Source organism: Kineosporia sp. NBRC 101677 (assembly GCF_030269265.1).
Lineage (GTDB): Bacteria > Actinomycetota > Actinomycetes > Actinomycetales > Kineosporiaceae > Kineosporia > Kineosporia rhizophila.
Genome location: NZ_BSTA01000004.1, coordinates 146,149 through 166,270, shown reverse-complemented (window position 1 = coordinate 166,270; position 20,122 = coordinate 146,149). Strand labels below are relative to the sequence as shown.

At 70.0% G+C, this 20,122-nt stretch carries 20 protein-coding genes; 9 read left to right on the top strand and 11 right to left on the bottom strand.

The annotated features are described in order from the left end of the window. Positions 1 to 56: 56 nt before the first annotated feature. The 5 genes from QSK18_RS13430 to QSK18_RS13410 all read right to left on the bottom strand — a co-directional run bounded on the left by QSK18_RS13430 (position 57) and on the right by QSK18_RS13410 (position 4,096). Entirely contained in the window at positions 57 to 404 is a 348-nt protein-coding gene (locus QSK18_RS13430; RefSeq protein WP_232812332.1) for a hypothetical protein, read from the bottom strand. Positions 405 to 480: 76 nt separating this feature from the next. Continuing rightward, positions 481 to 1,440 carry a bifunctional heptose 7-phosphate kinase/heptose 1-phosphate adenyltransferase gene (locus tag QSK18_RS13425; protein ID WP_285619219.1) on the bottom strand — a complete coding sequence of 320 codons (960 nt, stop codon included), beginning with the start codon at positions 1,438 to 1,440 and terminating at the stop codon, positions 481 to 483. Continuing rightward, the gene (locus QSK18_RS13420) at positions 1,441 to 2,499 is read right to left on the bottom strand and encodes an SIS domain-containing protein (protein ID WP_232812330.1); all 1,059 of its coding nucleotides are present in this window, start codon (positions 2,497 to 2,499) and stop codon (positions 1,441 to 1,443) included. It abuts the gene before it with no gap. Positions 2,500 to 2,744: 245 nt separating this feature from the next. After that, positions 2,745 to 3,251 (bottom strand): hypothetical protein, encoded by a 507-nt coding sequence (locus tag QSK18_RS13415; RefSeq protein ID WP_232812329.1) that lies wholly within the window; start codon positions 3,249 to 3,251, stop codon positions 2,745 to 2,747. Then, the gene (locus QSK18_RS13410; protein WP_232812328.1) at positions 3,248 to 4,096 is read right to left on the bottom strand and encodes an NAD(P)H-binding protein; all 849 of its coding nucleotides are present in this window, start codon (positions 4,094 to 4,096) and stop codon (positions 3,248 to 3,250) included. The genes QSK18_RS13415 and QSK18_RS13410 overlap by 4 nt, the downstream gene beginning before the upstream one ends. Before the next feature lie 94 nt (positions 4,097 to 4,190). On the opposite strand from QSK18_RS13410, the gene QSK18_RS13405 reads away from it, so the two are divergent. The 3 genes from QSK18_RS13405 to QSK18_RS13395 all read left to right on the top strand — a co-directional run bounded on the left by QSK18_RS13405 (position 4,191) and on the right by QSK18_RS13395 (position 6,132). After that, the gene (locus QSK18_RS13405) at positions 4,191 to 4,607 is read left to right on the top strand and encodes a winged helix-turn-helix transcriptional regulator (RefSeq protein WP_285619217.1); all 417 of its coding nucleotides are present in this window, start codon (positions 4,191 to 4,193) and stop codon (positions 4,605 to 4,607) included. A gap of 99 nt (positions 4,608 to 4,706) precedes the next feature. Then, positions 4,707 to 5,543 carry an alpha/beta fold hydrolase gene (locus tag QSK18_RS13400; protein WP_232812326.1) on the top strand — a complete coding sequence of 279 codons (837 nt, stop codon included), beginning with the start codon at positions 4,707 to 4,709 and terminating at the stop codon, positions 5,541 to 5,543. After that, on the top strand, positions 5,536 to 6,132 hold the full coding sequence (locus tag QSK18_RS13395; RefSeq protein WP_285619215.1) for a TetR/AcrR family transcriptional regulator: 597 nt from the start codon (positions 5,536 to 5,538) through the stop codon (positions 6,130 to 6,132). Before QSK18_RS13400 ends, QSK18_RS13395 begins: the two co-directional genes overlap by 8 nt. Before the next feature lie 62 nt (positions 6,133 to 6,194). Here the strand turns inward: QSK18_RS13395 and QSK18_RS13390 are convergent, their stop codons facing one another. Then, the gene (locus tag QSK18_RS13390) at positions 6,195 to 7,295 is read right to left on the bottom strand and encodes a hypothetical protein (protein ID WP_285619213.1); all 1,101 of its coding nucleotides are present in this window, start codon (positions 7,293 to 7,295) and stop codon (positions 6,195 to 6,197) included. A gap of 328 nt (positions 7,296 to 7,623) precedes the next feature. Between QSK18_RS13390 and QSK18_RS13385 the strand changes: the two genes are divergently transcribed. Beyond that, on the top strand, positions 7,624 to 9,546 hold the full coding sequence (locus tag QSK18_RS13385; RefSeq protein ID WP_285619211.1) for an Ig-like domain-containing protein: 1,923 nt from the start codon (positions 7,624 to 7,626) through the stop codon (positions 9,544 to 9,546). Between the two features lie 3 nt (positions 9,547 to 9,549). Here QSK18_RS13385 and QSK18_RS13380 read toward each other — a convergent pair whose 3' ends face one another. Further along, positions 9,550 to 10,473, bottom strand: coding sequence for a GIY-YIG nuclease family protein (locus QSK18_RS13380; RefSeq protein ID WP_285619204.1), 924 nt, complete (start codon positions 10,471 to 10,473; stop codon positions 9,550 to 9,552). Positions 10,474 to 10,599: 126 nt separating this feature from the next. On the opposite strand from QSK18_RS13380, the gene QSK18_RS13375 reads away from it, so the two are divergent. Together QSK18_RS13375 and QSK18_RS13370 are read left to right on the top strand one after the other, a co-directional pair. Further along, complete coding sequence (locus QSK18_RS13375) at positions 10,600 to 11,403, top strand: SGNH/GDSL hydrolase family protein (RefSeq protein WP_232812321.1); 804 nt, start codon at positions 10,600 to 10,602, stop codon at positions 11,401 to 11,403. Positions 11,404 to 11,543: 140 nt separating this feature from the next. Beyond that, positions 11,544 to 12,608, top strand: coding sequence for a zinc-binding dehydrogenase (locus QSK18_RS13370; protein WP_232812320.1), 1,065 nt, complete (start codon positions 11,544 to 11,546; stop codon positions 12,606 to 12,608). A 6-nt stretch (positions 12,609 to 12,614) separates the two neighbouring features. On the opposite strand, the gene QSK18_RS13365 is transcribed toward QSK18_RS13370, so the two are convergent. After that, positions 12,615 to 13,286 carry a helix-turn-helix transcriptional regulator gene (locus QSK18_RS13365; protein WP_232812319.1) on the bottom strand — a complete coding sequence of 224 codons (672 nt, stop codon included), beginning with the start codon at positions 13,284 to 13,286 and terminating at the stop codon, positions 12,615 to 12,617. Continuing rightward, positions 13,283 to 13,954, bottom strand: a complete 672-nt coding sequence (locus QSK18_RS13360; protein ID WP_285619197.1) for a helix-turn-helix transcriptional regulator — start codon at positions 13,952 to 13,954, stop codon at positions 13,283 to 13,285. The genes QSK18_RS13365 and QSK18_RS13360 overlap by 4 nt, the downstream gene beginning before the upstream one ends. A gap of 165 nt (positions 13,955 to 14,119) precedes the next feature. Between QSK18_RS13360 and QSK18_RS13355 the strand changes: the two genes are divergently transcribed. After that, a complete protein-coding gene (locus QSK18_RS13355) occupies positions 14,120 to 15,718 on the top strand; it encodes a hypothetical protein (protein ID WP_285619195.1) in 1,599 nt (532 codons plus the stop codon). On the opposite strand, the gene QSK18_RS13350 is transcribed toward QSK18_RS13355, so the two are convergent. Both QSK18_RS13350 and QSK18_RS13345 read right to left on the bottom strand, forming a co-directional pair. Further along, positions 15,705 to 16,724, bottom strand: coding sequence for a sensor histidine kinase (locus tag QSK18_RS13350; RefSeq protein ID WP_285619192.1), 1,020 nt, complete (start codon positions 16,722 to 16,724; stop codon positions 15,705 to 15,707). The two genes, QSK18_RS13355 and QSK18_RS13350, sit on opposite strands and share 14 nt — an antisense overlap. Then, positions 16,721 to 17,380, bottom strand: a complete 660-nt coding sequence (locus tag QSK18_RS13345) for a response regulator transcription factor (RefSeq protein WP_352396550.1) — start codon at positions 17,378 to 17,380, stop codon at positions 16,721 to 16,723. Before QSK18_RS13345 ends, QSK18_RS13350 begins: the two co-directional genes overlap by 4 nt. A 113-nt stretch (positions 17,381 to 17,493) precedes the next feature. Here QSK18_RS13345 and QSK18_RS13340 point away from each other — a divergent pair, with 113 nt between their 5' ends. Beyond that, complete coding sequence (locus QSK18_RS13340; protein ID WP_285619188.1) at positions 17,494 to 18,393, top strand: Hsp70 family protein; 900 nt, start codon at positions 17,494 to 17,496, stop codon at positions 18,391 to 18,393. A gap of 244 nt (positions 18,394 to 18,637) precedes the next feature. Further along, positions 18,638 to 19,639, top strand: a complete 1,002-nt coding sequence (locus QSK18_RS13335; RefSeq protein WP_285619186.1) for an endonuclease/exonuclease/phosphatase family protein — start codon at positions 18,638 to 18,640, stop codon at positions 19,637 to 19,639. Positions 19,640 to 20,122: the final 483 nt, after the last annotated feature.

The window sequence follows — 20,122 nt, the reverse complement described above, 5'->3', positions numbered from 1 at the left end:
ATGCCGGTGTGGCCGTCGGATCCACGCGGGATCCGACGGCCACGACGAGCAGTTGGTTACTGGGTCCAGCCCTCGACCCAGGACTTGCTGTTGGCCCAGCCGACCTTCGTGGCGGGCAGGTCGGCGCCGGACGCGAACGTCACGGTGACGATGGCGCCGGGGGCCTTGCAGGCCTTGTACTGGCGCACCTCGTTGGTGTAGCCGTGGCCGTCGGGGCCGATCGAGTCGCGCTTGCCCTTGGTGCCGAAGATCTTGGCCACCTTGGCCTTGGACTGGCCGACCTTCACCTTGCCGAACTCGGTGGTGGTGACGCAGGGCTTGTTCTTGGGAGCGGCATCGGCGGCCACGGCCCCACCCACGAGCAGAGCTGCGGTGATGCCGACGGCGGTCAGAACTCGACGCATGACAGGTTTTCCCCTCCGATAGGGCCAGGACTTTCCCGGCCCGCTACTGGCAACGCGGGTTGCCGGGAGTAGGTTGTCATGACTTGGCCGGAATTTTCACACCTGCCTCTGAGGGCAGTTCGGCCTCCCACACCTCGAGCAGCTCCCCCGAAGTGATAGGGCTCGTGCCCCGGCGCCCCACCACCACGCCGGCGCAGGCATTGGCCACGCGACAGGCGTCTTTCAGGGGCGCTCCCCGGCCCAGAAGAGCACCAACAATGGACGCGACGGTGTCACCGGCGCCGGTGACGTCCAGGACGGTGCGGGCCTGGGTTGGGAGGTGCAGTTCCGGAAAGTGCCCGTCGAACAGGGACATCCCGTCGGCGCTGCGGGTGACCAGCACCGCGCTGCCGAGGCTGTCGACCAGGGCGAGGGCCTTCTGCTGGAGGGTGCTCAGGTTGGCAGGCGTTGCCTGGTTCAGCTCGGCAAGGTTCGGGGTGATCAGCTTGGCTCCGCGATAACGGCTGTAGTCAACACCTTTCGGGTCGACCACCACGGGGATGCGCAGGGCCCGGGCCAGGCGGATGACCTCGGCGCACACCTCGGGGGTGCACAGGCCCTTGGCGTAGTCGGAGATCAGCACCACGTCGACCGCGCCGATGCTGCGGCGCACCTGATCCAGGCAGGCTGCGGTCAGCTCGGGTTCGGCGGGCTGCTCGACATCGAGGCGGACCACCTGCTGGCCGTTGGCGATCACCCGGTGTTTGTAGGTGGTCGGGCCATTACCGGTGATCAGGGCCTGGTCTTTCACCCCGGCGGCGTTCAGGCCGGCCCGCAGCCGGAGGCCCTCGGGATCGTCACCGACGGCAGCCACCAGAGTGACCTCGTCTCCCAGCGCGGCCAGGTTCGCGGCCGCGTTGCCGGCCCCGCCGGGCGTGTAGACGCGGGTGCTCTGCAGCACCACCGGCACCGGCGCTTCGGGCGAGAGACGCCCGGCGTGACCCTCGCTGAACACGTCGAGCATCAGATCGCCCACCACCAGCGCCCGGTGGGGCATTCAGACCACCTCGAGGCGATCGAGGATCTGGGTGGTGGAGACGTCGACGGTGCGGGGCAGGAACTCCATGCGGCCGCCGAAGCGCTCCACCACCTCACGCTCGGGCACCGGCTGGCCGGCGGCGTACTCCTCGCCCTTGCAGTGCACGTCTGGCCGCAGCTCAGCCAGGGCCGCAGCCGGGTTGTCCTGGTCGAACACGCACACGTAGGCGACCGGGGTCAGGGCCTGCAGCAGCCGGGCCCGGGCCTGCTGCGGGTTCACCGGGCGGGCAGGCCCCTTGGCCCGCCGCACCGACTCGTCCGAGTTCAGCAGCACCACGAGCACGTCGCCCAGGGCAGCGGCCCGGTCGAGCGAGTCGAGGTGACCGGCGTGCAGCACATCGAAGCAGCCGTTGGTAGAGACCACGGTGAGGCCCTGACGCCGCCATTCCTGCCGCAACGACAACAGCGCGGGCGGAAGCACACCCGGGTTTTTCGGGGCGGGCCGACGGGAGTCGAGCAGAATACGTTCGGTGAGGTCGCAGATGATGTGCAGAATCGTCATCTGGCATTCCTGGACCCGCGCGGTCACCGGTGAAGGGACCTTGAGCACCAGATCGCAGAAAGCGTCCAGACCGGCGGCTGCCCGACCGGTCATTCCGATCACCGAAACACCCTTGCGCCGGGCGCTGCGGGCGGCCTCGATCACGTTCACCGAGTTTCCGCTGGTGCTGATCGCAAAGAGAATGTCACCGGGCCGGGCGAAGGCCTCGACCTGCCGGGAGAAGACCGCATCGTAGCCGTAGTCGTTACCGATACAGGTGAGGGCACTGGTGTCGGTGGTCAGGGCCAGCACCGGGAGCGGCAGTCGGGGGCGCAGATATTTACCGGTGAATTCCGCCGCGAAATGCTGGGCGTCGGCCGCCGAGCCGCCGTTGCCGATCACGTACACCCGCCGGTCGGCCTGCAGGCACTCGGCCAGACGCCGCGCAGCCTCGCTGACCTGCGGCCCGACCGCACTGGCGGCCCTGGTCTGCACCTGAGCCGCCTGACGCAGCGATTCGGTGACGACGATGTTCATCTTTCCCCTTAAGCCCATACGAGACCGTCGGCCTCGTCCTGGGCCGCCGGTTCGATTCACCGAAGGTTTCGCTTCGGATTCCACGACATCGGCGCCCTTCCTGGGCGCCTGCAGACGGAGCTTTACCGGGGTGAATACACCGCAATGCATTCATGACCGCGCGCCAGCATAGCGCCTGCCGGCGGCAGCACATTACCGCCGCCGACAGGCTTTGATGTCGTTCGAATTCTGGGCTTAGGACTTACTCAGACACCGACGCGGTGCCGCACCGTAATGGAATCCTGAAGCCATTCCAGGTGTGCGTCCCACAACCGCAGCCGCTCGGTGGCCGGCAACAGCGTGTCGGCGCGGCCCCACAGGTATTGGTGGGTGCGGTGGAAAGGGGTGTCGCCACTGGTGGCATCGGCCATGGCCTGGTCGGAGAGGGAAGCGGCAGCGTCGAAGAACAGGTCGTCGGCGTCGGTCAGCGTGGCCCGGACCACCCGCGACCACCGCGGGCTCGGCCGGCCCAGCCCACGCCGGGCCCGGCGCAGGTCGAGGCTGAGCATGCGCACCTGGGGCTGGTCGGACAGGCCGAGATGTCTCAGCAGGAGACCCGGGCTGTCAGACCCCAGAAGCTTCCCTTCGAAGGTTTCCAACTGATCTGCCCCCGGGTATCCCTCGACCTCCCGGCCGAGGTGACGGATGAGGTAGACGGGGTGCAGACGGGACGGCAGTCGCAGCCGGACCAATTGAGGCTCGGAATAGCTCACCCCCCAAGACTACGGGCAGCCCCGTCTTGCGCACGGTTAGCAGGTAGCGCCGCGCGAGCAGTCCGTGCGGCCACCGGTAGACCCGGAGCCGGAGTCCGGCCTAGAAGCACCTCCAGGTCAGGCCCGTGCTGGCCCAGAAAGTCGTGCCGCACCGACGAGGCGATCCCGGCCAGCATCGGCGGCTGGAAAGGCAACAGGTCCGGACTGCTCAGCAACCGGTCCCGGTACTCCCCCAGGCTCAGCCCGAGCACCTCGACACCGAGCTCGGCGGCAATGTCAGCCGTACTGAAAGGAACACCGGTCAGCTCATAGACCCGGCCGACGTGATCTTCTGCCCTGATCGCCACCCGGGCCGCCGCAACCGCGAGGTCCTCTCGGGTCGGTGCCGCCACCCGTCCATTGTTGAAAGGCGACACCAGCACCCCCTGCTCCCACGCCAGCAACCCGCCGATCAGCTCCGCATACAGCCCGTTGCGCAGAATCGTCCAACTCAGCCCGCTGTCGCGGAGCAGGCGCTCGGTGGCGCGATGCGCCAGCGCGAACGCCAGGTGATCCCCCGCACCGACCAGGCTGGTGTAAACCACGTGCTTCACGCCGTGGCGGCGGGCAGCTTCAATTACGGACGCGTGGCGCTGGGTAACGATGTCGTCCTCGGCATATCCGGCGGAGACAAGAACCAAAGTGGAGACGTCGGTGAGGTCGATGGTCTCGGGAAGGTCGAAGTCCAGCCGGCGACCTCCCTCGGCCGGATTCCGGCTGCCGGGCACCACCTGCGCGCCGGCCGTGCGGAGATGAGCGACGATGCGGCGGGCGAGCTGGCCGCCCGCGCCAGTGATGAGGATCAAGATGGCCCCAACCGTGGTTCCTGGTGGGTGACCCGGATCGGTCACCGGAACCGAATCTGTGGCCCAGGGCCGGACGCCACAAGGAGGCACTTTCGTGTCAGCGACGAACACCGCGGTAAGCCTGCAGGTCAGTGAGCCGACGGCCGAGCTGGAGCCGTGCGGGAAGGCCGATCACCCCGACTGCGGCATCCGCGACGTGCTGGACCGCTTCGGCGACAAGTGGTCGGTCCTGGTCGTCGTCGAACTGGCCTCCGGCCCCCGCCGGTTCCGAGAGCTGGAGCGGGCGATCGACGGCATATCCCAGCGGATGCTCACCCTGACCGTGCGGCGCCTGGAACGCGACGGCCTGGTCCAGCGCACCGTCTACCCCACCGTGCCGGCCCAGGTCGACTACCGCCTCACCGAAACCGGCGCCGGCCTGACCCACCTGATCAGGGCCCTGACCGACTGGTCCCTGGCTAACCGCGCGGCGATCGCGTCGGCGCGGGCCGACTACGACGCCCGCACCTGAGGCGTGGGCCTCGATCCTTGGACTGGCCCTTGACGACCAAAGCTAATCGGCGTAGCTTTTAGCTAACACAGTTAACCAACGTCACGGAGGACCGGGATCATGACCGAGCACCTGAGCATCGGCGCCAACACCATCGCCTACGACCTGATCGGCGAAGGCCCCCTGGTGGTGCTCGCCCACGGGATCGGCGACAGCCGGCACTCCTACCGCTTCATCGCTCCCGCCCTGGCCGCCGCCGGCTACCGCGTGGCCAGCGTCGACCTGCGGGGTTGCGGCGACTCCAGCCTGGGCTGGGACGGGTACAGCCGCACCGAGATCGCCGGTGACCTGGTGGCCCTGATCCGGCACCTGGGTGGGCCGGCCGTGATCATGGGGCACTCGATCAGTGGCGGCGCCGCGACGGTGGCCGCCGCCACCGCCCCCGACCTGATCCGCGGGCTGGTCGAGGTGGCTCCCTTCACCCGGGCGCAGAGCTTCGACGTCGGCGGGCTGTTCAAGAACAAGCTCTACCGCACCGGCACGCTGCATCTGGGGCGCGCTGCCATGCTGGGCAACGTGAAGGCTTGGAAGCGGTACCTCGACGTGGCGAACCCGGCCAAACCGGCCGACTGGGACGCCGAGCTGGGCCGGATCGAGGCCAAGATGAGCGAGCCGGGCCGGATGAAGGTGCTGAAGGCGATGGGGATGACCAGCCCGGGCGATGCGGGCGCCCAGCTGGCCAACGTGCGCTGCCCCGTCCTGGTGCTCGTCGGCACCGAAGACCCGGACTGGGCCGACCCCCGCGCCGAGGGCGAGAAGATCCTGGCCGACCTGCCGGAGGGGCTGGGCCAGCTGGAGATGATCCAGGGCGGCGGTCACTACCTGCACACCAGCTCCTCGCAGGCCGTGCTCGACCTGAGCCTGCCCTTCCTGGCCCGGACGCTCGCTCGTGGCTAGGGCCGGGCTGACCAGTGCCTCGGTGATCGCAGCCGGCGCGGAGCTGGCCGACGAGGTGGGGCTGGACCGGCTGAGCATGGGCCTGCTCGCCGAACGCCTCGGGGTGAAGAGCCCCTCGCTGTACAAGCACGTCAACGGCCTGGCCGATCTGGTGCACGGCATCGCGGTGCAGGCCGGCCACGAACTCAGCGCCGCCCTGCGCGACGCCACCCAGGGCCGGGCCGGGTCAGACGCCCTCTACGCCGCTGCCCAGGCGTTCCGCACGTTCGTCCTGGAACACCCGGGCCAGTACGCGGCGGGCAACAACGCACCCACCAATGGGCCGGACGATCCGCTGATCGCGGCCCGCGGCAAGGTTCTTGAGTCGATGAAGGCGGTGCTGAGGGGGTATGACCTCGATCCGGCCCAGGAGATCCACGCCCTGCGCATGTTGAGGAGTGTGATGCACGGGTTCGCGAGCCTGGAGGCCGACGGTGGGTTTCAATTTGCCACCGATATCGACGAAAGTTACGCGTGGCTGATCGAATTCGCCGACCGCAGCCTTCGGGCCACTGCCGCCCAGCCCGCCACTAGCGTCCAAAAGCTCTGATCTCACTGGTCCAGGCGTGGGCTCTCGACGGCCCGCCAGCCAGCACCGGGTCCGGCCACCGCTCAGGTGTGCAGGCCGTCGCTCAGGTGTTGCAGGACGATGGTGATCAGGTCGCCGAGGTCGGTGCGGTCGAGATCGTGCACGGCCAGGCGGAACTGGGTGCCCATGCGGCGGCCGCGGTCGTGGAAGAAGAACGGGTGAAGGCGGGGGCGACGGCCGCCGAGGGCCAGTTCGTACCAGCGGGTGACGGCGGCCGCGTCGAAGGTGTCGAGGTCACCGCCGTACTGCCCCGGCTGCAGGTGGTGGGCCAGATCGGCTCGGCCCTGGACCTGCAGGTGGGCGGCGACGGCGTCGAACGACAGGTGCTCGCGCAGATGTAAGGACGATTGGTGCACCTCGGTGAGGATCTGGTCGGTGGGTGCGGGGCCGGCGGTGGCATCCACGCACGGCCGCAGGCTCCAGGGCTGGCCGCCGGCTTCGGCCCGGCCCTGGGCGCGCAGCTCGACCGAGGCCCAGATCTGTCCGTCGTATCCGGCCGGGCGGAGCCAGGCGATGAGCTGCGGTTGCCCGCCGCTGGTGCTTCCGGCCACGGTTCTGCGGGTCTCGGTGCCGGGAACGGCGGCGAGGCGCTGGTCGAGCTCGGTGGCGAGGCGCTGGAGCAGCAGGTCGGGGGCGAACCAGCCGGACAGTTCACCCAGTCGGCCGTCGGCCTGGGTCTGCCAGAGCTTCAGTTCGTCGCCGATGCGCTGGGCCAGCCAGCCCGCCTCCGGGCTACTTTCCCAGGCCGCGAACACGTCGCCGAGGGCCAGAGAGGTCCAGCCGCGGGGCGCTTCGACGCGGGCGAGGGTGACGAAGAACAGGCGCTCGAGAGGTAGTCCGCTGGTCGGCGCCCAGGCTTCGAGGCGTGCGCGCTGATGGCCGGATTCGGTTGCACCGGCCCTGATCTCGAGCACCGCGGCCGGTTGGCCTTCGGCATCCAGAACCAGCAGGTCCACGCGCGCGGCCGATCCCAGAGGACGCTCGCGGGCCACTTCGTAGGTACCCGGCGGCAGGCCCAGCAGGCCCGGTAGCGGCTGCGGGTCGTGCTGGGTCAGAAAGGCCAGCAGGTCGCTGATCGTCTCTTCCCTGCGTAGCAGCCTGGCCAGACCGTCGTCAGCGGACACCACCGAACCCCCGAGTATCGACGCAACTCCCCCGTCGGAACATCGGACCGGCCTTGTCACCGCTGAAGGTTCCGGCGCTCCCCCGTTCAGCCAGCCTTTCCGGCAAGACGCGGCTACCGCGAAACTCCCGGCGCTACGGTTCAGCGTCCTTTACCGCCATTCGGGGGAGCAGAAACAGATGGCGTCAACAACCGCCCGCACACGGGCATCACGAGTCGTACGGGGAGGGCTGGTCGCCGCCTGCGGCCTGGCCCTGACTCTGAGCGCTTCGGTAGCATTTGCCGGATCACCCAGCGCATCAGACACTTCCGGCAACACCGTAACTCCGGTGGTCACGGCCACCGGGGCGCCGCAACCGAACGCGCGGGTAGCCGCTGCGACCGGTGGAGTCAGCGGCACTGTGTACGAGGACTCGATCGCGCCGGGCAATGTGCTGGCCGACAGCTTCGTGCAGATCTGCCCCTCGTGGCGGCCGACGGGTACCGACTCCCGATCGAACACGCCTTCGTCCAGCAACGATTCGTCCGACGGGCAGTGCGAGACCACTTCTTCCAACAGCGCCGGCACCTACTCGTTCACCGATCTGGCGCCGGGCGACTACTACCTCTCGGCCTACCCACCGGCCAACTCCACCGCCGAGCCGGGCGGCCGCCAGGTCACGGTTCCGGAAGCGGGCGGAATGCAGACCGGGCAGGACATCGTGCTCAACGTCCTGGCCCCGCCGCCGGCCGGAACCACCATCACCAACATCGGGACGAACCCGCAGGGCGTGCCCACGGTGTACTGGGGCGAGCCTCTGACCTTACGCACCCACGGCTGCGAGGGCGCGGTCGCGACCTGGGAGCTGCTGCAGGACAGCGAGGTCCGACTCTCCGGCACGCTGACCGAGGGGGTGGACGGTGAGTACACGACCATTATCGCCCCGATCCAGCCGGTGCACGGGTACGCGACGTTCGTGATCCGGCTGGAGTGCCCGAACGGCCCGCCCACCACGGTCTCGTTCGACGTCTACATCGACCCGAGCGGCCACGTGGTCGACACGGAGGGAAACCCGGTGGAGGACGCGGTGGTGACGCTCTACCGCTCGGAGAACTATGACGGCCCGTTCACCGTGGTGCCGGACGGCTCGCGGATCATGTCGCCGGCCAACCGGCGGAACCCGTCCCTCACCAACGAGAACGGCTACTTCGGCTGGGACGTGGTGGCCGGCTACTACCAGGTGCGGGCCCAGCATCCCGGGTGCGTCTCGGCCGACGACCCGAGTCTGCCGTACGCGCTCTCGTACACCATGACCATCCCGCCGCCGGTCACCGACCTCTGGCTGGTCCTGGACTGTGCCAACGGTTCCCCGCTGGCACCCGACCTGGACGTCAAGACGACCGAGGACGTCTCGGTGCAGGTCGACCTGAAGGCGAAAGTCAGCGATCCCGACGGCGACCCGGTGACGATCACGTCGACCTCGACGCCGGCCCACGGCGACCTGTCCTGCACCTCGGCCTGGGTGTGCACCTTCGCCCCCAGCCCGGACTACAACGGCAGCGACTCGTTCACCTACACCGTCTCGGACGGTAAGGGCGGAACCGCCACCGGCACGGTCAAGCTCTCTGTCAGCGCGGTGAACGACCTGCCCACTGCAGGCTTCACGGTGAATCCGACCAGCGGAAACGCACCGCTGGCGGTGCGCTTCGACGGTCACAGCTCGGTGGACGTGGAAGGGATTGCCACCTACGCCTGGGAATTCGGAGACGGGACAACGGGCGCCGGCGCGGTGGTCGATCACACCTACGCCAAGGCAGGCTCGTACACCGCCAAGCTGACGGTGACCGACTCCGACGGGGCCAAGGACGTTTCCTCGGCCGCGGTCACGGTCAACGCCACCCAGCCGCCGAAGATGCGCGACAGCCTGACGATGGACCGCAGCGGAACCCGTTCCTACCGGTTCGGCGGTGAGCTGGAGTCGGGTGACTTCGTCTTCACCTACAAGAAGGGCAAGCTGCAGGGCATCGACGGGGTCGGCGTGATCGAGGGCCGCAAGGTCGACTTCGACGTGCGGGCCAACTCGGGCGGCCGGGCGCACGGCCGGATCACCGTGGCCGACGCCAAGACCGGCAAGATCTTCGACCGGATCCGAGTGCGCGGTACCTACCCGGTGCAGGACGGGCTGACCTTCACCGGCACCTCGATCTGGGGCAAGAACGGCCAGCAGCTCGACCGGCTGGTCTGGTCGGTGACCGACGTGCCGAAGAACTGAGTCTCAGGGCTGGGCAGCCCGCACCGGGCTGCCCAGCTCGGCCGCCAGAACCGCGTTGCGCTCCAGGAAGGCGGCCCAGCCTTCCGGGGCATCGACAACTCGATCGGCACCCAGGTGAGCCTCCTGCTTCCACTGGCGCAAACGTCCATTGTTGATCTCTAAATGCAACGCCAGACCGCTCTGCCGGACCGACATCTTCAGATCTCCGGCGCCTTCGACGGTGGCCCGCTGGGGAGCCACCACCCAGGTCAGGCCTTCGATCTCGTCCTGCACGGCGGCCGCGATCTCGAAGCGCAATCCGGCCGCGGCCTCGTCGCGCCGTACCCGCAAGAGTTCCATCGCCGCCGGCACCGCCTCATCCGACCGCTCCATCACTGCCGCGATGTTCGCCACCAACCGCTCCCGGTCACCCGCATCGACACCTCGGGTGGCGGCCAGATCACGCTCCGCTCCCCTTAGCCGAGACGCCGTGTAGACCAGCGGATAGCAGCGGTTGAGAGCCGAGACTGCCGCCCGCACCTTGCGTGAGCCCAGATAGGGGCCGAAGAAACGCACCCCTGGGCGGGGTTCGACTCCGAAGACCGGGTCGAGACGAGGAGCCGCAGGCGTCTCGTCGAGCCTGATGTAAACCGGTAGTTCCTGCCCTCCACGCGCCCGATTCCACCGGGGCTTGCGGTGTTCCAGCAGATTGCGCTCCAGCCAGGCCGCCTCGTGCTCGGACGCGCAGACCAGAGCCTCGATGCCCGCGACCTGCGGCACCATTCGCCGAAGACGGGGCCGGTCGCGCAGATCACCCCAGTACGAGCTGACCCTGCGGCGAAGGTTGCCGGCCCGGCCGATGTAGAGGGCGCGCCCGGCCTCGTCGCGGAAGCGGTAGACCCCCGGCTCAGCCGGCAGAACCGCCACCGCGGCCGGACGAGTGCTCATCTGCCGCACTTTACGGCCTGACGCCATCGGGCAGACATCCCAGGTATTTATCCGTTTCGCTCCTTTTGATCATCGGACGCAGGCAGGATGGTTGACGTCCGAGTAACACGACGAAGGGGTCTCTACGTGCGCAAGATCGTTCTGACCGCGGTGGCCGCCGTGATGGGTCTCACCATGCTGGGCGCGACGCCGGCGTCGGCGCATCAACGTGGCGAGTACGTGGCGCTGGGCGACTCCTACGCCTCCGGGGTGGGGGCCTCGGTGTACGACGAGGCCAGTGGCGAGTGCCTGCGCAGCCCGAAGAGCTACCCGCGTACGTGGTCGCGCAAGCATCCCAAGCTCAAGCTGAAAGACGTGGCCTGCAGCGGCTACCGGATCCCGCAGGTACGGGCCGAGCAGCTCGGCGCCCTGAGCCGGAAGACCAAGCTGGTCACCCTCACCGTGGGCGGTAACGACGCCGGTTTCCGCGCCACCCTCAACGCCTGCCTGGGCGGCACCGACGCGCAGTGCCAGGGCGCGGCCGCGCTGGCCACCAACTACGCGTCCACCACCCTGGTCGACGATCTGAAGGCGCTGCTCGGCGAGATCAAGGGCAAGGCCCCCAACGCCCGGGTGATCGTGCTCGGCTACCCGCACCTGGTCGACCCGGAAGGCACCGACAGCTGCGGTGACGTCACGCCCAACGCCGAGCGCCGGGCCCTGTTCACCAGCACGGTGGACGCGGTGAACCAGGGCATCATCACGGCCACCGGCCAGGCGGGCGTGAAGTTCGTCGACCTGCGGGGGCCGTTCGCCGGGCACGAGGTCTGCACCGACGACCCGTGGCTGCACGAGGTGGATCTGGACAACCAGCTGGAGATGTTCCACCCGACCGACCGGGGCTACAAGACCTACGCCCGCGAACTGGCGAAGGTGACCGGCCGCTACTGAGCGTCGGTCTGCAAGTACGGGGAGGGCACCAATATCGGTGCCCTCCCCATACCAGTACATCCAAAGAAGTACGTCCCGGTGGCCTTCCCCTTCTTGCGGCGGACGCAGCGCCCCCGCCGGTCAAGGCAGGCTGAACCACCATGAGAACAGTTCTGGCGCGGCAGCACGGTGAGAGTGCGCAGGTCACGCAGATCGTCCTGCCGGGCATCGTGGAGCCCCAGGCCCTGCAGGTGCGCCGGCTGCCGCGGCCGATGCCGGCCGTAGGCCAGGTTCTGCTGCAGATGGAGGCCACCGGCGTCTCCAATGCCGAAGTACGCATGCGCCGGGGTATCGAGCGTGACCAGCCGGCCTTTCCCTTCGTTCCCGGGTTCGACGTGGTGGGGCGGGTCGTCGAGGTCGGCCCCTCGGTGTCGCCGAGGCTGATCGGGCGGCGGTACGCGGCCGTGGTCCGGACCGGCGGCTGGGCCAGTCATCTGGTGGTCCCGGCCGATCTACTCATCCCGGTGCCGGAGGAACTCGATGCGGCGGCGGTGGAAACCGTTCTGAGCCACGGGGTCATCGCCTGGCAGATGCTGCACCGGGTCGCCGCCGTGCCCCCCGGTGGCATCATCGTGGTGCTGGCGGCCGACGGCGGGATCGGCGGATCCCTGGTCCAGCTGGGCAGACGGGCGGGGTTGAGCGTCATCGCGATCGCGCCGCCCCGCGATCAGGAGTCGCTGCGCCAGCAGGGTGCTGTGGCGATGAACTGCTGGGCTCCGGACCTGCTCGAACAGGTGCTCGCGTACTCGCCCGACGGCGTGGACGCCGTGTTCAACCACGTGGGTGAGGAAACCCTGGCAAAGTCGTGGGCAGGACTGCGCCGTGGCGGCACGCTGGTGCTCTATTCCAGTCTTTCGACCAATAACGACGACGACCCCCGGCTGGGCCCCTCGGCGAAGGACGCGGCCCGCCTGCGGTTGTGGAACCTGCTGCCCAACGGTCGGCGGGCGCACTCGTTCAACCTGCACAGCGGCCAGTTCCGCAGCGGGCGACAGCGGCAGCAGTGGTGGCGCGAGGACACCGGCAAGGTGCTGCAGTTGCTGGCCGAGAACGTGCTGACTCCCCGGATCGCCGCCCGGTTCCCGCTTTCCGAGGCCGACCTTGCCCTGACCCTGGCTGAGTCGCCGGACCTCCGGGGCAAGGTCGTCATCGTGCCCGACGCCTGACGCTGCTCAGAGCAGGCCGCTGCGTAGGGCGAAGGCGACGGCGTGGGTGCGGTTGCGCAGGTTGAAACGTTCGAGCACGCCGGAGACCACGTTCTTCACCGTGCGCTCGGAACACGACAGCTTCGCGGCGATCTCGGCCGTGTCCAGACCGTCGGCCGCCAGTGTGAGCACGGCGATCTCGCGCTGTTCCAGCCCCGAGGGAGTCAGGCCCCTCGGGCGCAAGACGTTGCGCTGCAGCCGGGCCAGGTCTTTGAGCAGCCGGCTCTGCACCTCACGGGGAAAGTCGCCCTGCCCCGAGGCCACGGTGCGGAGCAGGGCCGAGAACCGTTCGGCGGTGGCCTGTTCCCGCCACAGCACCCCCTGCAGGCCGCTGTCCACGGCCGTGAGCAGATCAGCCTCGCCCAGCTGGCTGATCACCGCGGCGACCGGGACCTTGGCGAGCTCGGTGAGCTCGCGGACCCGCCGCAGCAGTGGGCCGTTCAAGCGTGGCGCGGCCACGACCAGGACGCCGGTCTTGCTCAACTGGTCCAGCGGGCGCAGGGTCAGACCGGGGTCGCGCCCGATCAGGGCGACGATGCCGGCCTCGTCCAGCTGAGTCGCGGCCAGCACACCCACCGCCACCGGACCGGCGGCTTGGCGCGGTGGAGTACGCCCCGGGGCATTGACCGAGCCGATCACAGCGCCTCCCCTCGCCACAGCAGAGTGAGCGCCTGGATCCGGTTACGGGCGCCGGTGCGCCGAACCACCGCATCCAGCGTGTGCCCGACCGTGCGCTCGGAACAACCTAGGTCGCGGGCGATCTCGCGGACCGAGCGGCCGTCCATCATCAGCCGGATCACGTCGGCCTCGCGCCGGCTGCGAGCCGGGCCGACCGCCTCGTGCAGGAATCGCTCACGGTAACGGTCCATGTCCTGACCGATACGCCGCCGGGCCGGCACCAGCGTTCGCCCCTGCGCTGCGACCGAGCGGATCTCGTCGCTGAGCACCTGGGCGTCCACCTCGGCCCGCCACAGGCAGGCCACCACTCCCAGCCCGGCCAGTTCGGCGGCCGAGGAGGGGCTCGCATCGCCCGGCTCGTCGAGCACCGCCAGCACGGGGAGGTGCTGCGCACTGCGCACGCTCAGGGCCTCGGTGACGCTGCGGCCGGGCCGGCGGGCGAGGAGCAGAAGCAGGTGCGCGTCGTCGGCCCGGGTGATCGGCAGCTGCCGTAGACCGGGCCGGCCGCCGAGCATCCCGTCCACCTCGGCCTGGGCCAGGGGGTCGGTCGTCATCACCACCATCCGGGCCTCCCCCGGCATCGCCAGGGCGGTCCCGGGCTCGCGCAGGGACCAGGCTCCCTTACTCATCACAGCCTCCGAGCTCGTGTTCCTCACGGATCACACGGGTGGCGTGGGCCCGGGGTTCACGACCGAGATGGCCCGCCCGGAAATGACCTAAAATGGTGCTCCGTCAGGCGCCCACCCGATGAGCACGCACCTCCGTCGCCCCATCGGCACCAGGACGGAGCAGACTTGCCTGAGGCGCCACCCTCGGGGCACGAGGCCTCCCGCGGTTCTGCCTATGCGGCCCTCGCCGCTCTCGATCCCGCTGTGCCGCAGGCGGTCGCCGGTCAGGTCCTGCTGCGCCGATTGGCCCAGGTCACGCACGCAGACGCGGTTCGGCTCTGGCTGCCCGAGCCCGGGCAGCCCGACCTGCTGCGCCCAGCGCTGGCCTGGCCCCCGCAGGCGCCGCCGGTCCCGGAGATCCCGGCCGCCGAGCTGGCCCGCCGTCCCCGGACCAGAATTCTCGCCGACGACGAAGGCCGGCCCCAGGCGGCCGTCACGCTGGAATCGCGCCGTCGCGTAACCCGGCGTGAGCGGCGCGAACTCAGCGACACCGCCAACTGCCTCATGGTGCTGCACCGCCGCGCCGAGCTCCAGCGTGAAGTGCACGATCAGGCGGCGTACACCAGCCAGCTGGCCGGGGAGGTACTGGACTCGTCCCGACGCCTGGCCGGGGTGCGCGACCAAGAGCGGCGGCGGGTGGCGGCCGAGATCGTCACCTTCAGCCACGGCCGGCTGGCCGCCCTGCAGCAGGGGGTGGAGCAGCTCACGCCCAGCTCCGACGTGGCCGGGCAGGTCAAGGAGCTGCGCACCCACCTCGAGCGGCTCACGGCCGACTTCCAGGCCCTGGCCCGGGGCATTCACCCGCGGGTGCTCTACCGCCACGGGGTGCGCGCGGCCCTCACCGAGATGGCGGCCACCTACCCCGGCCGCATCCGGATCACCGGGTCCATCCCGCCCCGCGTCGACCACGAGGTCTCGGCCTCGCTCTACTACCTGGCCGCGGGCTGCCTGCACACCCTGGCCCGCTCCGGCGCCGACCTCGAGGTCTTCCTCGGGCACGACTTCCTCGAGCAGCGGGCGTCCGGTCTGCAGGTCATCATCCTGGCCTGGACCCAGCAGTCCGAGGCGGAGGTGCGCGCGGCCCTGGCCGGAGACACCGACCGGTTGCGGCATCTGGGCGGCCGGGTCGTGGTCTCGGCCGGCGCGCAGCGCATCCGGGTCGAGGCCTGGGTGCCGGACCGGCTGGAACCGGTCGCCCGGGTCGGCCTGGTCCCCAGCGGCAACCTGCACACCCGGGTGCGGGCGCTGGCGCTCACCCTGGTCGCCCGCTGCGCCCACAGTCCGGGCGCGACACCGGCCCGCCGGATCCTCAACTGGCTGGACGAACCGGTGCACGTGGCCCTGACCGGGCTGCCGGAGGCGGGCCCCCGGGCTCAGCGTCTGGCCGAACTGGTGGCTCGGCGCCCAGACCTGGTCTCGATGCCGGGCGGCGACGTCACCACCGGCCTGGGGGCCGACGTCATCGTCCGGCCCAGCGCAACGGCGCCCCAGCGCTGCTTCGAGGTGCACCTGCCCGGCGTTGGCCTGCTGCGCAAAGACTGTGAATGGCCGGACCTTTCGCAGATACTCACTACCGAGGTGGTGGCCCGCGCCGATGAGTTGCGGGCTCGTACGGCCCTGGCCGCGATCGTCCGTCTGGTTCAGACTGCCGACCTGGCCGTCGACGACGAGCTGCACGAACTGGAACGACTGGTGAAGACCGAGGACGCGCTCAGAGCGGGATGAACCCGTAGATGGCGGTCCCCGTCCCCGGAGCGGTACGAATCTGCAGTCGGCCACCGGCCGCAGTGATGCGGCGACGCATGTTCGCCAGCCCGGAAGTCCCCTCCATCTGGGCGTCTTCCATGCCGGGCCCGTCGTCGGCCACGCTGAAAGTCAGCTCGTAGGGGCCATCGGCCAGACGCACCACCACCTGAGCCCCCGGGGCGTGCTTACGGGCGTTGTTCACCCCCTCCAGACAGATGAAATACACGGCGAGTTCGATCGTTGCGTCATAGCGGCGACTGCCGTCCCACTGCCCTACTTCCAGCCTGACTTGCGGCCCGACATCGCGTAACTCGGCCTCCAAGGCGGGCAGCACCCCGAACTCCCGCAGCAGAGGACTGCCTCCTTCCACGGAAGAGAGCAAAGTGCGCTGGGCCCGGTCCAAACCGCTGCGCAAGCGCTCGATCTGCGCCTGCACACCCGGCTCGTTCTGGTTGGCAGCATGCAGTTCCAGCAGGCCAAGCGTCATCCCCAGGGCAACCAGCTGATGCTGTGCCCCGTCGTGCAGATCGCGCTCGATCTCCTGCCGTTCGGCGTCACGCTCGCCGAACGCCCGCCGCCGGGCCGCCGCCACCAGCTCGGCGTGCACCCGAGCCTCTTCCAGCGATCGATCCAGTTCGTGCTGCAGGGGAAGGTTCTCCAGCACCGGCCCCAGCAGGTCGGCCACTTCGCGCAGCGTTGCCCGGTGCCGGCCGAAGCTCCAGGGCCGGAAATAGACGTACAGCATGCCGTTCCGCAGCGGCACCTCACGCGGGGGTGGACCATCGGCCGGCACCCCCACGTCGGGCCAGCCGAACTGCTGGCCGCTGTCCAGGGTGAGCCGGACCCGTTCGGCCCGCAGCCCGACCTGTAGTTCCCGGCACAGGCGGGTCAGATGCGCACCACCGGGGCCGGGCCGGAACCGGGCGATCTGGGCCAGCAGTGCTTCCCGGCGAGCCGGCCAGAGCATGCCCTTGAGCGGGTTCACCTTTCCCGACGCGCCCGCAGATACGTGAGGACGGCCAGCACCCGGCGATGGTGGGAGGTGGCATCGGTGGGCAGCGCCAGCTTGGCGAAGATCGCGGCCACGTTCTTCTCCACCGCCTTGGGCGAGAAGTACAGCTGCCGCGCGATCCCGGCGTTCGAGCGGCCCTCGGCCATCAGCCGCAGGACGTCCAGCTCGCGCTCGGTGAGCGAGCCCAGCTCGTCGGCCCCCGCGCCCGGGCTCTCGACCAGCTGCCCGGCCACCACCGGCTCGATCACGATCTCCCGCTCGGCCACCCGCAAGACGGTGTCGTGCAACGCTTCCGAGCTGGAGATCCGGTCTTTCAGCCGGTACCCGATGGCCTCGGTGCCGATCTTGAGGATCTCCATCAGATAGTGCGCCTCACCGTAGTGGGACAACAGTAGCAACCCGGTCTCCGGGTGCCGGGCCCGCACCCGGCGCGCCGTGCTCAGGCCGCCGTCCGGCTCCGGCGGCATCCGGATGTCCAGCACGGCCACGTCCACCGGCTCGCGGTCGAGCAGGTCGACCAGCTTGTCCCCGCCGTCCACCGCGCCGACCACGGTGTGCCCGATGGCCTCGAGCAGCAGCACCAGCCCTTCGCGGAACAGGGCGCCGTCTTCGGCCACGGCCACCCGCAGGGAAGGGCGCCGGGCAACGGTCTCAGTCATCGCAGGGCCTTCGTCGGACGGTAGCGGGTGGGATTCCTGGGATTATCCTTGAACGTGCCGATCGATGCGTCGCAGGAGTTCTGGTGAGCTACGGCCTGGGCATCGATCTGGGTACCGTGGTCACCCGGGCTGCCGTCAGCGACGGGCGCACGGCCCCCCTGTCCCTCCCGGGGGGCGCCCCGATCTCGGCCGTCCTGAAAGAGGTCACCGCAGGCCAGGGCGCCCGCCCCGGCCACGTGGTGATCACCTGCCGCGCCACCTGGGGCCCGCGCCGCCGCGAGCAACTGGCCGAGATCTGCCGCGAGACCGACCTGCACCCCGACGGCTTCTCGCTGCGCTCGGAGCCCGAGGCGGTGGCCATGGCCTACCTGTCCGGCCAGCCCCCGCGCACGCCGGGACCACTGGTGATCTACGACGCCGGTGGCAGCAGTTTCGACGCCTGCGTGATCGACGTCGTGCACTCCCCCGACGGCCAGGTCACGGTGCGCGAACTCGGGGTGCCCGAGTCGATGGAGTGGTTCGGTGGGGTCGACCTCGACCGGGCCGTGCTCAGCCGGGTCGACCGGGCCTGCAGCGGGGCCGTGTCCCAGCTGGATCCGGGCGACCCGGACGAGGCACGCACCCTGGAGCGCATCCGGGCCGCGGCCGTGCGCGCCAAGGAGGCCCTGGCCGTGGTGCCCCAGACCGAGATCGAGGTCGCGCTGCCCGGCCGGTCGCACAGCGTCATGCTGACCCGGCTGCACCTGCAGGAGTGGCTGCGCCCGCAACTGGCAGCCGCTCTGCCGGCGCTGCGGCAGGTGCTCGACTCGGCCCGGATCGGCCGCTCCGACCCGGCGACGGTCCTGCTCAGCGGCGGTACCGCGCAGATCCCGGTGGTCGGCCAGATGCTGGCCGAAAGTCTGGGGCGTGAGGTCGTGCTGCTGCCCGACCCGCAGACGGCCACCGCTCTCGGCGCAGCGCTGCTGGCCGACCAGCAACGCTGACCTCTCCTGGGCAAGACTCACCTCTGCTGCACGTCCAGGACCGCTCCGAGGTTCAGTGAGCCCTGCGCACGTTGCGGACCAAGGCCGAGCGGATGGGACTGAGGTGAACCCGACGGGCACCTGACCCGTGGACCCTGTGCACGACCCGCATCCGGGCCTCGCTCCCCTCCGGGGCCCGGATGGTTCCCCGGCACCGACAGCCCGGTGCCGGGGAACGGGGGATCCGTCCGGTAATCTCACCGCCGTGACGGCAGGGATTCTTTCCGGTCGGCCCCTGCTCGCGACGACGGCGATGCTTGCCGTGGTCCTCTACGGTGCGCTGGCCACACTGCACGTCATCATCCGACAGGTGGCCGGCGACCAGTGGTCGTGGCTCTACGTGGCGAACATGCTCGGCGTGATCTGGTGGGCGCCGGCCGTGCTGGTGCTGCCGCTGGCCTTCCTGGGCCGGGCCTGGTGGCCCGCCGCGCTGCTGAGCGTGCTGCCCGCCGTGGTCTGGGTGTCCACGTTCGGCCCCTACCTGGTGCCCGGACGGGCCGATCCGAGCGGAGTCTCGGCCGGCGCCACCCAGGTGCGGGCGATCGCCTGGAACGTGCGCCCCCGCAACCCTTCCGCCGACCTGGCCGCGCTGATCGCCGAGGCCGACCCGGACATCATGCTGCTGGCCGAGGTGCCCAGCGAATACCTGGACGACGTGGCGGCCGCCGCCCCCGGCCTGCCCCACCACTACTTCGCCCCGATCGCCGAGCAGGCCCCCTGCTGCGGGCACACCGCCGTGCTGTCCCGCTACCCGATCGTGGCCAGCCGCGTGATCGAGGGGATGCCCGCCGAAGCAAGGACGGCGTCCGTGGTCACCGTGGACGTCGACGGGACCCGGCTCGACCTCGTCCCCCTGCACCTGGCCTCCCCGCTGTCCGGGCGCGGGCTGCCCGACCTGGGCCACAACTCCCGGCTGCGGATGGCCGAGACCGAGATCATCGCCGACGCCCTGCGCACCACCGGCAACCCGCTGCTGGTGGGCGGCGACCTGAACTCCGCCCCGGCCAACACCCCGCGCAAACTCCTGCTGGGCGCCGGTCTTCAGGATCTGCAGGCCGAGGCCGGCTCAGGGTTCGGCACCACCCGCCGCAAGATCCGGGTGGACTGGGTCTACGGCCGCGACCTCACCGCCCAGCGCGCCTGGACCGGCAACGCCCGCAACAGCGACCACCGCCCCGTCCTGGTCGACTTCACCCTGCCCGGCTGAGGGGCCACCGCTCCGGCGCACCACCCCGTGCAGGCCCTCGAGCTCATGGGTCCAGCCGGGCAGCATTCTCACCAGATCGTCGGCGTACATCTGGGCCAGGCGTGCATGCTGAGCCCGGAACCGGATCACCGTGTCGGGGTGCCGTTCGAGCACCGGTGAAAGACGCTGCCCGACCGTTTCTCTCAGCGCCCGGCCCTGACCGGTCCCGAGGCGCCGGGCCAGGTGGGAGTTGAGGGTGAGCTCATGCCCGCGCACCCGGAACCCGATGATCGCGGTGTGCTCGTCGTCGATGAACACCGTCCAGGCCGGAGTGGCCGTGATGAAGGCGGCCACGCCGAGGAACACCGGCACGTACGCGACCACCGCGGCCAGGGTCAGCCAGCCGACCACCGGCCAGAACGGGAAGCCCGGGAAGTAGCGGCCGAAGAGCACGGCCTCGGCGAACCACACCAGGAAGCCCGTACCCAGCAGCAACAGCCAGGC